The organism is Priestia sp. TRM10 (assembly GCF_057808375.1).
The window spans coordinates 281,693-295,882 of the sequence record NZ_JBJZOT010000002.1 but is presented as its reverse complement, the minus strand read 5'-3'; the positions used below and the strand labels follow the sequence as shown (position 1 = coordinate 295,882).

13 protein-coding genes and 1 pseudogene are annotated in these 14,190 nt (G+C 33.3%); 1 reads left to right on the top strand and 13 read right to left on the bottom strand.

The window, feature by feature from the left end; all coding sequences use genetic code 11:
* Positions 1-266: 266 nt before the first annotated feature.
* The 13 genes and pseudogenes from ACK3CR_RS01490 to ACK3CR_RS01430 form a co-directional block, all read right to left on the bottom strand.
* Positions 267-950 carry a DUF554 domain-containing protein gene (locus tag ACK3CR_RS01490; RefSeq protein ID WP_243509633.1) on the bottom strand — a complete coding sequence of 228 codons (684 nt, stop codon included), beginning with the start codon at positions 948-950 and terminating at the stop codon, positions 267-269.
* Positions 951-1,057: 107 nt separating this feature from the next.
* On the bottom strand, positions 1,058-1,876 hold the full coding sequence (locus tag ACK3CR_RS01485) for a MerR family transcriptional regulator (RefSeq protein ID WP_243509635.1): 819 nt from the start codon (positions 1,874-1,876) through the stop codon (positions 1,058-1,060).
* Positions 1,877-1,950: 74 nt separating this feature from the next.
* Positions 1,951-2,088: pseudogene (locus ACK3CR_RS01480) on the bottom strand (dCTP deaminase domain-containing protein); the annotation flags it as partial.
* 234 nt (positions 2,089-2,322) lie between these two features.
* Entirely contained in the window at positions 2,323-3,510 is a 1,188-nt protein-coding gene (cntE, locus tag ACK3CR_RS01475; RefSeq protein WP_488974610.1) for a staphylopine family metallophore export MFS transporter CntE, read from the bottom strand.
* An 81-nt stretch (positions 3,511-3,591) separates the two neighbouring features.
* Positions 3,592-4,338 carry an ABC transporter ATP-binding protein gene (locus ACK3CR_RS01470; protein WP_488974609.1) on the bottom strand — a complete coding sequence of 249 codons (747 nt, stop codon included), beginning with the start codon at positions 4,336-4,338 and terminating at the stop codon, positions 3,592-3,594.
* The gene (gene cntD, locus ACK3CR_RS01465) at positions 4,332-5,147 is read right to left on the bottom strand and encodes a staphylopine uptake ABC transporter ATP-binding protein CntD (protein WP_488974608.1); all 816 of its coding nucleotides are present in this window, start codon (positions 5,145-5,147) and stop codon (positions 4,332-4,334) included. The genes ACK3CR_RS01470 and cntD overlap by 7 nt, the downstream gene beginning before the upstream one ends.
* Before the next feature lie 4 nt (positions 5,148-5,151).
* Positions 5,152-6,048, bottom strand: a complete 897-nt coding sequence (gene cntC / locus ACK3CR_RS01460; protein WP_480380652.1) for a staphylopine uptake ABC transporter permease subunit CntC — start codon at positions 6,046-6,048, stop codon at positions 5,152-5,154.
* Complete coding sequence (gene opp1B, locus ACK3CR_RS01455; RefSeq protein WP_243509646.1) at positions 6,049-6,981, bottom strand: nickel/cobalt ABC transporter permease; 933 nt, start codon at positions 6,979-6,981, stop codon at positions 6,049-6,051. It lies immediately after the preceding gene.
* Positions 6,982-7,085: 104 nt separating this feature from the next.
* A complete protein-coding gene (cntA, locus tag ACK3CR_RS01450; protein WP_488974607.1) occupies positions 7,086-8,714 on the bottom strand; it encodes a staphylopine-dependent metal ABC transporter substrate-binding lipoprotein in 1,629 nt (542 codons plus the stop codon).
* Between the two features lie 137 nt (positions 8,715-8,851).
* Complete coding sequence (locus ACK3CR_RS01445; RefSeq protein WP_488974606.1) at positions 8,852-10,162, bottom strand: opine metallophore biosynthesis dehydrogenase; 1,311 nt, start codon at positions 10,160-10,162, stop codon at positions 8,852-8,854.
* 15 nt (positions 10,163-10,177) lie between these two features.
* Positions 10,178-10,993: a methyltransferase domain-containing protein gene (locus ACK3CR_RS01440; RefSeq protein ID WP_243509650.1), complete on the bottom strand. Its 816-nt coding sequence runs from the start codon at positions 10,991-10,993 to the stop codon at positions 10,178-10,180.
* Between the two features lie 28 nt (positions 10,994-11,021).
* A complete protein-coding gene (locus ACK3CR_RS01435) occupies positions 11,022-11,855 on the bottom strand; it encodes a histidine racemase CntK family protein (RefSeq protein WP_488974605.1) in 834 nt (277 codons plus the stop codon).
* Positions 11,856-12,035: 180 nt separating this feature from the next.
* Positions 12,036-12,314, bottom strand: a complete 279-nt coding sequence (locus tag ACK3CR_RS01430; protein WP_480380782.1) for a transcriptional repressor — start codon at positions 12,312-12,314, stop codon at positions 12,036-12,038.
* Positions 12,315-12,683: 369 nt separating this feature from the next.
* On the opposite strand from ACK3CR_RS01430, the gene nikA reads away from it, so the two are divergent.
* A complete protein-coding gene (nikA, locus tag ACK3CR_RS01425; RefSeq protein WP_480380783.1) occupies positions 12,684-14,189 on the top strand; it encodes a nickel ABC transporter substrate-binding protein in 1,506 nt (501 codons plus the stop codon).
* The last annotated feature ends 1 nt before the right edge of the window (position 14,190 follow it).

Genomic DNA, 14,190 nt, shown 5'->3' with positions numbered 1-14,190 from the left:
AGTTCTAGAAATTAGTGTTGCTTAAAATGCAAGTTAAAGTTAATTTAGAAGATCTCTACAAAACTAAATTCATTTACCCATAAAAGTATAATTAATGAGAAAGAAAAAAGCGCAACCTCGTTGTTACTGAACGAATTTGCGCTTGTATTACTTTCTTAATAAAAAGGCTATGTAAACTAAATGTATATATAGTTGGTTCTTACACCCCCTTTTTTAAAATTAAATTAATTAGGTTTTATTCCGCTTTCTTTTCAGCTTCATCAGTATCAGAATGGAAATAACTCAATAATTAAAAATAGAACAGGTGAAACAAGTAAAGCAGGAATAAGGTTTAAGGTTTTGAACTTTTTAATTTCTAAGATATTTAACCCTGATGCCAGAATGAGTATTCCACCTACAATACTCAATTCATTTAACAGGCTATGATTAATAGCACCTTCTAGCAAGATTGTAATGAGATAAATAGAGCCTTGCCATATAAATAATACAATCGCGGCAATAGCTATTCCTATACCAAAGGTTGAAGCTAGAACAATAGAAGTGATTCCATCTAATATTCCATTAGCAAGTAAATAGGTATAGTCTTCTTTTAAAGCGGCTTCTATCGGTCCTAAAATAGACAAAGATCCTATACAGAATAATAAAATGGCCGTTGACAAACCTTCAGCTAGGTTACTTTTAGAAAATTTGTTCACCAAGTTGTTAAATCTTACTTCTAAATTCAATTTTTGACCAATTAACCCTCCTATCGCTAAACTTACAATGAAAAGTACAGGATACTTACTCGAAGGTAAATGATGTACGACAGCATCAATTCCCAACACAGTAGCTACCAATCCCATAGCTTGCATTAAAATATTATGATACTCATGTTTTATTCCCTTTTTAAAGATACTACCTATAACACTCCCTACTATGATTGTGAGTGTATTGAAAATTGTTCCAAACATTGTATGTTCTCCTTTCTGTTTATAAAATAACTTAGAACGTAATAAAACATTAAACCCTCCAGTAGCTGGAGGGTCAAGTGGGATTTTAATTTTTAGAACATAGAATGTCACAAACGACTATAGGGCAATAATATTTCGGTGACATATTTATTTAAGTCATTCGTAACGCCATAATCAATTAAGGTTATTTCCATTGAATCATCAATCAGTTTGTATTGATGATCCCTTATATATTCCATCAACTTCTTATAATAAGGAGGCGCATCCATATGGGTGCCTTTAAAGCAGATTTGAAGATATTCTCTAGGAGGAAAAACAGTGGTAGGAGATGCAACTTCATCGTCCTCTTCTACTGTCATAAAAACACTTGAATACTTATTAAAAGTCCCCGCACACAAGTCAGATACTGAAATGGAAAGGCCTATTTTCCCTAGAAAAATATTTGTTTTAAGATTGAAATTAGTACGTAACTCTGAAATAGGAAATTCAATATCTTCACTTGGGCTATAGTCATGCTGAAGATAAGCTACATGCCGACCAGGTAGTTTCACCTCAGCAATGGTATCAAGTGGTGTATTTATAGCATGGTTAATCTGCAGTAGACGCTGAGAAATTTTCCTTTCAATTGTTTCTAACTCTATTTTTTTCTGAGCTATTTCAGCTTGTTGATTTTTTAACATCACAATCAGGTTATCAATGTCCCGGTAGTTAAAAAACTCTAAAAGCTCGCTTATTGGTACACCTAGTGCCCTTAAGTATTTAATTGAATCTAGTCTTTCGAATTGCTGGGTTGAATAATAACGGTAATGGGTCTTATCATCTGTAAACTGGGGTCGTAAAAGACCAATTTCGTCATAATATCTGAGAGTGGAGATTTTCATATGGAATAGTTTTGATATCTCTCCAATCGTAAAAAGTTCTTTCATCCGATCTTCTCCTTTCGTAATCCTTCATCGTCTTTATCTAGAAAACTACGACTACCTGGTGTGTTTATCTTCCCCTAATATTTTTCTATGTAAGGATGATTAAGAAATTGGTCCATCTCTGCAAACACAAGCTGACAAATTCTCCATCCTTTAACTAGTTTAAGGGGGAGACGATTTGAATTATATAATTCAAGTGTAATTTGTCTTTCAAAACCCGGTTCTACCTAACCAACACTTCAAACAAGATTCTATTCAAATCTCTGTTTAAGTTTTCTATCATATAAAGATGTAAGCGCGGGTAATTTATTACTAATCTTACTAAAATCCAGGAAAGCTCGCCTCTATAGAGACAAGCTTTTTATACTAAAATTCATATTATTGTTTGCTTCTAACCTACTTCATATAATGTAAAAAATATTAATTAATTAGATAATGAAATAGGGATTTTATTTTCCCTCAACAAATGCCTTACGTTTATCATAGGCAAAAACAATCATTATTCCACCTAAAATAGCACAAATCCTATACATAAATGAGTATGATGAAATGTCAGCTATGGGGCCCATAATAACCCCTCCTAGTGACACCCCTAAATCTGCCATAGCAATAAATAGGCCAATTAATATATTACGATTTACTTTTGGTAAAACAAAAGTCAAATATGTAGTTAAGGTAGGATATATAAGCGCTTGAGCTATTCCCATCAAGACTGCTCCAGCATAGAAAAACATTGCTCCCCCGGTTATAGAAAAGCTTACACATTGCGCTGCTAATGCTAGGAGGAGCATTGTACCCATTACAAAAGGAGCATGCCATTTACCATCTGAAGGAATTTTTTTTCTTAAAGTAAAACGAGCAAACACAACAGTTCCTGCTTGAATCATTAGATAAACTCCAGCGCTCCCATTTTTTAATTCCATAGCGTAGAGAGGCAAGAAGGTAGTAATAGCTCCGAATACAATAGAGGCTACTAACATTAACACGCTACATTTGAACAAAAATGGATTTTTTATTAACTCACCAAATGATTTGAACATATTTACTCTTTGATGCGTATTATTTATTGAAGTTAAATTCTCTCGCTTATCCACTTTAGCACTATAACCAAAAAAACCTGTAAAAATAGCAATCGATATCATTACTATTGTAAAGTAAGCTGTATTGTTTGCTTGCCAAATTCCTAATGCTAATATAGGTCCGATAACACCTGGTATATGTGAGAATAAAGAATAAAGCGAGATACCTTGAGAACGATCCTCCTCTGGAAGGGCATCAATAATACCAATTTGTAACGCCATTGAGAAAAAAGCTGTTGATACCCCTTGTAAGATACGTGCAATTAAAAATCCACCTAATCCAGTGATTGTGTAGAGTATTAAGGCAAATCCATTAATGATAAGGATTATACGTAATACTTTTATAGGCCCTTTTTTTTGTATAATATGTCCTGCCCATGGTCGAAAAAACATAGTGGTAAACAAATAAGCTCCCATAATAATACCGATGGTTGTATTGCTAGCTCCTAATGTTTCTCCTTGTAAAGGAATAATAACATTTAGTATAGAGTTTGCACTAAAGTAAAGAAGGGTTAATCCGTATAAACGTAAAAAAGGCCAAGACATAGCTCCATTCACAACTTTTTCTCCTCCTAATTCATTTTAATATCTTCCTAAAATTCTATCATTCATGCTTGGATAAGAATGGTATAAACCATATCAGAAAGTTATTAATTTCTGCAGTAATTCTCTGGCGTATTCTGATTGAACATTTTTCAAATTTGAAGTTTCCACTGTTTCTTCAATTTTTCCATTTTTAAAAATAATAATTCTGTCACAAATGTAAGCTGCAGCCTGAATATCGTGAGTAATAAAGATATAGCCTATGCGATAGATTTCCTTTAATTCCTTTAATAATTTAAGTATTTGAACTTGGACAGATACATCTAAAGAGCTAATTGCTTCATCTAACAAAATACATTTCGGTTCTGTTGCGATAGCCCTAGCAATACATACCCTCTGTACTTGTCCTCCTGATAACTCATGAGGATATTTTTCTTTATACGAGGAGTCCAACCCCACTTGATTCAAGAGGTAATCAATCCTACTTTCAGTTTCTATTTTGTTACTTTTCTTAACTCTTATGGGCTCTATAATAGCTTGTTCTACAGTGAAAAATGGATTAATAGAAGATTTATAGTCTTGGAATACGGCACTAATACTGCCCAATCTAGTTAATCTATCATTCATACTTCTCCCTTCAAACAAAATTCTTCCGGCATCAGGTTGTTCAATACCTATCAATAGACGCCCTAATGTTGATTTGCCACTTCCACTTTCTCCAATAATTCCTATACATTCTCCACTCTTACATTCAAAACTAACGTTTTTTAATATTTTCTGTTTTTTCTTAGAGAATAACCCGCCTGTCTTATAGACCTTCTCTACACTTTCTACAATTAACATTTATTATTCATCTCCATTACCTTTTTAAAATGATTACTCAGTACCTGTTTAGTGGATAATAAATAATTTGTGTATTCATGTTGTGCCTGTGAGAAGATGGTCTGAATACTGCCTCTCTCAACAATCCTTCCATCTTTCATAATTAAGATGTCATCTCCAACTTTTTTTACAACACCCAAATCATGCGAAATAAAAATCATTGAGCATCCTATTTTTTCTCTTAGCTTTATAAATTGCTCTACAACTTCAAATTGTGAGATTGTATCTAATGCTGTCGTAGGTTCATCTGCTATGATAATATCGGGCTCTAAAGCTATTGCTAGTGCAATCATAAGACGTTGTAACATTCCTCCTGATAACTGATGGGGATACTTATTCATAATCTCTATAGGATTTTTCAACATTACGCTTTCCATAGTGCTCCTCATCTTTCTTTCTATTTCTTTATTGTTCCATCCAAAATGCTCAAAGAGTGTTTCCTTTAGATGCATTCCAACGACACAAGAAGGGTCAAATGCACTCATACCGTTTTGGGGAATCATGCAAAGGTTTTTTCCTCTTTTCTTTCTCATTTCTTTTTCTGTAAGAGTATTTAGGTTTTCACCTTTGAACAGAATAGTGCCAGATTGAGAAAGTGAAGGTCTATTTAACCTCATTATTGATCTACAAGTTACAGATTTTCCGCTTCCACTTTCCCCAACGATTGCTAAACAACTTCCCTGTCTAACACTGAAAGAACTATTATGAATGATTACCTTGCCGTTCTTAATATCTTGTATTCTAAGATTTTCGACTTCTAATATATTCATATATTTATTTTGCCACCTCTTTCTTCTGGATTTTATGTCTAGGGGATACTAACCTTCCTTTAATTCTATTTTTAGAACTCATTAATTTAGGATCTAACGCTACTTGAAGGGCATCAGATAAAAAGTTAAAGGCTGATACTACAATAATAATGGCTAGACCAGGAGCTAACATTAACTCTGGACGTGTAAACATTACTTCCTTAGCCTCACTTAACATCATCCCCCATTCAGCATTTGGGGCTTGTATCCCTAATCCTAAGAATGAGAGACCTGATATTTGTAAAACCATGGAACCAACAGAGCTACTTGAGAGGACTATCACATCTGATAAGGTAACAGGCACGATGTGTTTATAAATAATCCTCATATTACTAATGCCACAAGCCTTAGCAAACTTTACATATTCCAGTTCTGAATATTGCATAACAGAAGTTCTAATGACTCGAGTGAACCATGCCCATTTAAGAAAAATAAAGGCAATTAGTATATTTACAAGCCCTACCCCTAAAATACCAACAATAGCTAAAGTCATAACATAGCCGGGAAAAGACAGCATAATATCGCAAATTCTCATAATAACTCCATCTACTTTCCCCCGAAAATAACCAGCTAAAAATCCCAAGACAGATCCAATTACAACGGATAGGAATAAAGCAACTGAAACCCATAGCACGCTAGGACGAATTCCGTAAATCAATCGAGAAAGAATACATCTTCCTAAGTGGTCATTACCTAATAAATACTCCCAAGATGGTGCTGCATATCGAAGCCCAATATTTACTTCTTTAGGGTTATGCGGGGCAAATATAGGTGAGAATATCCCAATAACCATTGTTAGAATGATAATGATCAATGACACAGTAGCTAATTTGTCTTTACTCAAGTTTTTTAATATTCTCATTTATAAATCATTCCTTAATTTAGGGTTTATAGTAGCATTTATAATATCAGAAATAGTGTTAAATATTACGAAAGAGACTGCTAATAAAAGAACATAAGCTTGAATAACCGGAAAGTCTCTACTCAGGATAGACTTAACGCTTAGACTTCCTAATCCTGGCCATGCAAAAACATTTTCGATGACTACTGTGCTTCCTAATATAATAGGTATCGCCATACAAAATACTGAAATGGAAACTTGTAATGAATTTCTTAAAATCTGTAGGGTAATTGTCTGCTCATTTAATCCACATGCTCTTCCATATAATACGTAGTCTTCATTTAAGTTATTTAGCATAGAGCTTCTTACAATTCTGAAATAGATACCGGCATAACTTATTGTAATTACGATAACAGGGAGGATATAACTTTTGTATGAACTCATCCCGCTTGTAGGTAACAAATCTAATTTAATAGAGAAGTACCAAATTATCATGGATGCTAGCCAGTAGGCTGGTGCTGATGTTAGAAAGAAAGAGACCCCTCTTACTGATTTATCAAATAGCCTTCCCTCTCTCATAGCACATAGCACTCCTAGGAATATTGACAGAACGATAACAAAAACAGATGATACTGATGTTAGCTTTAATGTATTTAAAAATGCAGGTCCTATTAATGACCAAACCGATTGTCCTGTAACGTATGAATTCCCAAAATCCAACTGAAAACAAGCTATTACCCAGTGTAAATATTGCATGATAAATGGCTGATTTAGTCCTAATTCTTGTTTTGTTTCCATAATTAGTTCATCTGTTATCTTTGGAACACCTTGAGCTTGTAATACCACTTCAGCTGGATCTTGAGGAGAAAGATTAATTAAAATAAAAGTTAGGAATGAGATGACTAAAAGTAATGGTATAGATATTAATAACTTTTTAATAATGTAACTTCCCATATATAATCTCCTTTTTAAAAATAGAATTAATAGCTAGATTAATTATGTGGATAGTGTTCATTACAAATAAAAAGGGAGATAATCTCCCTTTTTATTTGTAATTTCTATTCAAAGTGCATTTTCTCAAACGGTAATTCGAATTGTGTTTGTTTAAACAAAATTCCTTTTAAATTCTTTGGGGCAATTACAGTTACACTGCCATTGGATATTGGAATAAAGACGGCTTCATCATGAACAATTTTTAGAATATCAGCGTACAATGATTTACGTGTTTCTTCATTCATAGATACCATCACATCGTCAATTTTGTTATAGAGTTCATCTGCTTTTTCAATTCCTTTAGTAGTGTGTAAATAAGAAGATGGGGAAGTAAAAGCAGAAATAGTACTTTGCGGATCATATGCTAATCCCCATGTCTGATTGAATAATAAATCATAGTCACCAGTTGATCTTCTATTTGCAATTGAAGTTGACTCCTCACCAATAATCTGGAGCTGAACACCTATCTCTTTTAATGAACTTTGGATAAATTCAGCCTGGGTCTTTTGGGAAGAAGAACTGCTGTCATAATAAAGCTTCACTGCCAATTTTTCACCATCTCTTATTCTAATTCCATTACTATCTTCTATTGCCCATCCTGCTTTTTGTAAAATTCCCTTTGCTTTATTTAAATCGTAACCCCTCTTTTTCAAATTAACATCTGTATAATTAATGTTATGTGAAAATAGAGTATGGGCTACAGTTTCTGTTCCACTTAGAATCTCTTTACTAATTGTTTTCCGATCAATAGCGTACCAAATAGCTTCACGTACAGGTTTTTCATGTACTGGATTACCAGATTTACTACTATTAGCTACGATCATTTTAGTATTCATTGGTTCACTTCTAATTAATTGATAATCACCTGAATCAACTAATTGGTTCATAGCCTCAACATCCAGACTATCTGTCCCCCTGTCATCTGTAAAAGCAAAGTTGACTTCTCCTTTTTGTAAGGCTAGAAACGTTGTTTCTCCTGCTGGAAGAACTTTAGAAGTAATTTTTTTAACCTTAGGCACTCCATTCCAGTAGTTTTCATTTGCTTTAAAGGTTGCATATTCATCAACTTTATGTTCGATAAGCACATATGGACCTGTACCATGGTAACCTCTGACTCCCCCTTTTGTTTCTCCATTAATAAAGTCTTTAGGTGAGATAAATACATAAGGTCTTGTCATTGATAACTCAACTAAGGTAGGATAATATGCTTCTGATAATACTAATTCAACGGTATATTCATCTATAACCTTACAATCTACTATTTTTGTTGAGAGTTTAATCCAAGAATGTTTTTCTGCATTAGCTTGTACAGCATCAATATTCTTTTTCACTGCTTCTGCATTAAATGGTTCTCCATCATGAAATTTAACATCTTTTCTTAAATGAAAAGTATACGTTTTCCCGTCTTTAGAGATATTCCATGACTCAGCAAGTAAAGGTTTAATCCCATCTTCTGTGTTTTCAACTAACGATTCATATACTATGGCCTGCGCTGGCATTGAACCTGTATATAAATGAGGATTCATATCATTGATATCTTTAGATGCTGCATAAACTATACCTTTCTCGTTACTTTTCGAGTCAGTTTCTGCTGTTTTCTTACGTTCAGAAGTATTTAATACTACAAGGCAAACAACTACAATACATAATATAAAAAAAACTAAAGCCTCTAACTTAAATCTCTTGACTAGCAATATTCTTTCTCTCCCTTTAAATGCACTTAGTCTGTATCCAATATAGGTTTATTGTGCGAATATGAACGTCATAATAAATAGAATACCTCCCAAATTTCGTAATCATTACGATTTAAAAATCATTTTATTCCATTAATCTAATAGCTTTGCTGCTTATTCTTACCTATTTTATTGCATATCATATTTAAATCCTCGGTAAAACTTTGAACATTAAAGGCATTGGATAGAAGTTTTTCTTTTTGAGACTGAGCAAATCCTTCTATCTTGCTCTCATACGTATTAATAAATTTATCTATAGTTGGACAATCCAAATTTAGAAACCTTGCAATTCCTTGTATAATTTTTATGCGATAGTAGTCCTCTTTAGGCATCCTTGGAATGTCTAAGTATCCTTCTCTATTAACAAATACTTTTCTAAGAGGAACAGCAGAAAAATCAAAATATCTTCCGTTCTTATCTGGTTCTGAATAAGGATCAATTAATAAGGACGTATAACGTACATACAATAAATATTCTTGATGAATAGTCTCTAAATGTGGAAAGTTCTCAATATCTTGACGAGATAAACTTTCTGGTCTTATTGGATAATTATCATCTATCATAAACTTCAGCAAATTAAGTTCTTCTACTTTCATATGCCTTAAAATATTCATAACTTCTTTCCATTGAGATAGCATATCACAGATTAAATATTGAGTAATAGGGCCCTCTGGATAGACTTTATATACAAATTTTTTCGTATCTCTATCTTCAAATATTGCATTTAATGAAAAGGAATTCATAAATAATGGGGGATGGACATATAAAGAAATATTTCTTGTTTCCGCCTCAATTGGAGACCGCATAACTTCTAGATTAATGCCTAACTCTTTATATATATCACAAAGCACAACTATATTTTCAGACGGATAATGTGTAGATCCTATATAGACTGTTTTCTTAATTGCTGTTGTTAATGCATGATTAGATGGATTATCATGTATCCATCGGGTATCACCGTAGTATGTAGAAAAACTAATAATTTCTACATTTGAATTTATATTGTTTATATAACTACTTATTAAATTGTTTGAACCAAAAGTTGGGGAAATTAAAACTATACATCTAACGTACTGTAATACTTCCTTATTAAGCTGCTTTATTACTTCAATATATGCATCAGTTGTTACAGTCAAAATAACCGTATCCCATTTACCCCTAACAGTTTCATAACCCTTAAAAATTTGATCAACGAAACATTTGCCTTCTACATTACGATGCTTTTCACTTTGAACACTTACCCTAATTAATTTATTACTCTGCTTTAAAGCCCAAAAGAAACTTTTCGAACGAACAGACTCTCTTCCGGCAATCCCGACATAGCAATTTGATTGTTTCTTTAAACTGACAGCAAGCTGAATTGATGTTGGACCAGTTCCTAATATTAGAATTCTCTTAAAATCACTCATAGAACTCTTCCCTTCTTATATGTAAGTGATGAATTTAGGCGCCTTTTTATACAATTCAATATCAAACACATCATGTGGACGTAATATATCTTCTGCTTTATTCCATTTTTGTTTATCTACTTTCCTTGAAGGATAATTAAATAAGGATTTTAACTGGTCCCCATACCTCATAGCCACAACTACATCTTCGTTTGTTAATTCATGAAGTTGATCTAGAATTCTATATTTATCTTTAACAGTTGAACTAAAAATAATATGGGTAGCATCTTTTGTGAAATTAAGATATTCTACAGGTGTTTTTTCTAACCTAATATTTAATTCTGTTCCTAATATTTCGATCACTTTTAATCCAAGTTCTATGGCTTCATCATCAATATCTATCCCTACAACCTCAGCTCCTGTTCGTTTTGCAATTAATATAGGAGTCATCGGAAAGGCCCCTGAACCTACTAATAACACTTTTGAATCAGGAGTAATCTGGAAGCTGCCAAACTCTTTTTCAATGCATGACTCTACATTTTTAAAATAATCCGTTATTTCAGTCTCCCCATTTAGAAGTTTCATTGCTCGATATTTTTCCATAATAGCTACACACAGAGCCGATTTCTTTCTCAGATGATTTACAACTTGATCTAAATCACCATTTTCTTGGTTCTCTAATTGATTCCATATTCCTTGGTTCTCTACATTTGTTATGAAATGAGAATATTTATTTATTAGCGCTTCTAACTCTGAACAATTGTTAACTGTATGATTATAGCTTACTGTTAAATCATTAAATCTTTCTAGGTATTCATTTAAATCTTTTAGAAAATTTTCTAGCTCATTCATTTATTCTCGCTCCTATATAGTGTAATAGTTAAACAGTTATAAAAGCTTTCCCTTGTGCTACTATTCCTACAGATCCTTCAATCTTAAGACTTATTAATTTTCTCTCCTGATAATTAGCAATTGCTGTAATAGTTCCACCAGGTTGTTTTACATGGATAGTAGTCTCTCGTTTATTTTTCCAAGCTAAGTAAGATCCTAAAGAGGCTGTACCTGAGCCACACCCCCTTTCCCAAACCATACTATCTAAGTGTGGGATATAAATAAGAGGTTCCAATTCATGAGAATCTTGATTATACAAAAGAATCCCGATCAAACTTACATTTAAAGTTAAGGCTAGTGATTTTGCCAATGATTGGGCCTCTTCTTTCACTCTTTCATTAAAATCCTTTACGGTCCTTACAATATGTACAAACTCTCCGTAATCTATTAAGACAATAGCCAGTTTATTCCCTTCATGATTGATAGTTCTTTGTTTGATTTCTTTTGGAATAGGCATCGTAACCTGACAATAGTACTCATCTGCTCCCCTCTTGACTTCGCATTCTACGAGGGAATCTGTTCCGGACACTTCTAACAATATTTTTTTTACCCTATTGTGTTTTAGCTCTTGTTTAGACATGATAAAAGCTGCTAGTGCCATACAGGCATTACCGCAAAATTCTCCACCCGCCATTTGTAAGTGTGCATCAGCTTTATAACTTATAGGTTCTTCTATAAAACCTACTTGTTCAGCATATACACTGTCATATGACATAATTTTTGTTGCGATATCTTTGTGAGCTTTGGCTGGATGAGCAGTTTCAACTAGAATTGTCATGTTCTGAGTCGGATTTAGTTTCACAAAATGGATCTCCTGTTCCAATCTCACCTCTCCTTTACTAATTAATGAACTAAAAATCATGTAAATAGTAATAATTACGATTTACATTTAAGGATAGCTTATACTATGTTATTTACTATCGTCAATACCTCTTTTTCTATTTTATGTTAAACACTGAATATAACTGTAGGATGTTTGTGGGATCCCCTCCCTAGCGGAAAATCAATTTTTACAGATAAGGCATACACTATAAACTTCAAATTTGTGGTGACTAATCTGATAATTAGAGTCAATGTTCATGGGGCAAATATCTAATTCTGTTATACTTAGACGTTTTGTGCAAATAAAGAAGTGAGAATGAGTAGTAAGTTTACTCTTCAAACAAAAAATTGTTTCTATTAAACCAATGTCTCTAAAAAGGAAGATATTACGATATACAGTATCCAAGCTAACATTTCCTGATGCTTTTTGAAGGGATTGTATAACTAACTTGACTGATATAAACTGATATCGCTAATGTACGGAAAATGATAAAATTTCTAATCGTTTAGGAGTAAACTTGTAGTCATTATCCCTGAGGTTAATTTTATGATCTTCCAAATTCAAAGTTCTCCCCTCCTTCCCCTCGTCCCTATTTAATTTCAATTATTAAAGAAAAAATGTTCGCTTCTAAACAAAACAACAAGTTAAAGATATAAACTATAAAATTATTAATATTGATAAATAGGAATGATTACGATAGAATATAAATCGTAATTATTTCGTATTAGGGGGCGTATATTTAAAATGGTTAGAAATAGAGACTGTTATAGGATTTATAATATTTTTCAGAGGTACATTAGGAATAATTTTCTAAAAATAGGATTTTTAATGATTTTTGCAGGTTTATTGAGTGCGTGTGAGAATTCAGCAACAGAAACGAAAAATAAAGAAGAAGATAAACACGTTCATTTTCTGTATAATTTCTCTACTAATTCTCTTGATCCACATGTAGATTCAAGTTATGTTCCGTTAAGAGCAGGAATAACGGAAACGCTAGTTCGATTAGATGAAAAAAATTTAACCATTAAACCATGGCTAGCTGAAAGCTGGGAAGGTGAAGATGGGCAACACTGGACAATTAAACTCCGTGAAGATGTTAAATTTCAAAATGGTAAGAAAATGGATGCTAACGCAGTTAAAGCTTCTCTCGAACGTGCACTTAAAGAAAGTGTTGCTGTGAAAAATGCACTGAAAATTAATAATATTCAAGCGGATGGATACTCCTTACATATTACAACTACTGAACCATTTCCAGAGTTTGTCTCAGAACTTGTAAACCCTAATGTTTCAATTATTGATGTAACAGAAGGAGATATCGTTAATAAACCTATAGGTACAGGGCCTTTTGCATTAGAGAGTTTCACTCCTGGAAGCAAACTGGAACTAAAACGTTACAATGATTATTGGGATGGAGCTTCAAAACTTAACTCTGTAACCTTCTCATTTAATGAAGATGCAAATGCTCGTTCGCTTGCCTTAAAGTCTGGTCAGGTAGATGTTGTTTATCGTCCCGAAGTAGAGACTCTTGAAACCCTAAAAGCAATGGATGGCATTAAAGTTGAGTCCACAGCAACTTTTCGTGTACATCAAATGACAATGAATATGCAACGTAAAAGTTTACAGGATGTTAATGTACGACGAGCTGTAGATGCGTTAATTGACCGTCAAAAAATTGTGGATACTATTCTGCTTGGGCATGCTGAAGTTGCTCAAGGTCCGTTTCTTCCGTCCCTTCCCTTTGCTCCAAAGTATGAAAATAGTCAAAGTGAGAAAGGTGCAGACGTAGCTATAAAACATTTAAAGAAAGCCGGTTATAAACTTAAAGACGGAAAAATGCGAAAAAATGGAGAACCACTTAAATTCACCTTACTAACTTATTCAGCAAGAGCCGATTTACCATTAATTGCTCAAGTTTTTCAATCAGATGCTAAAAAAATTGGGATTGATGTTGAGATAAGACAAATTGACATTCCAGAAGAATATATGGCGTCAAACCGCGATTGGGACTTGGCTACTTATAGTAATTTGACAGCTCCTCGCGGAGATGCAGGTTATTATTTGAATGCCACTTACCACCCCACTGGTGCTCTAAACTTTAGTGGTGCAAGTGATCCGAAATTGACAGCTATCATTGATAAACTCAATCAAACAGTCAATCAAGAAGAACGAGCTACACTTTCAGAGCAGGCAGCTAATTATATAAATGAGCATGTAATCAATTCGTTTGTTTTACATCCTTCAACGATCGTTGCCTACAATGAAGATAAAGTTAAGAATTGGGTAACTACCCGTAGTGAATATTACATGATTACAAATAAACTGGATGTGAAGTAGA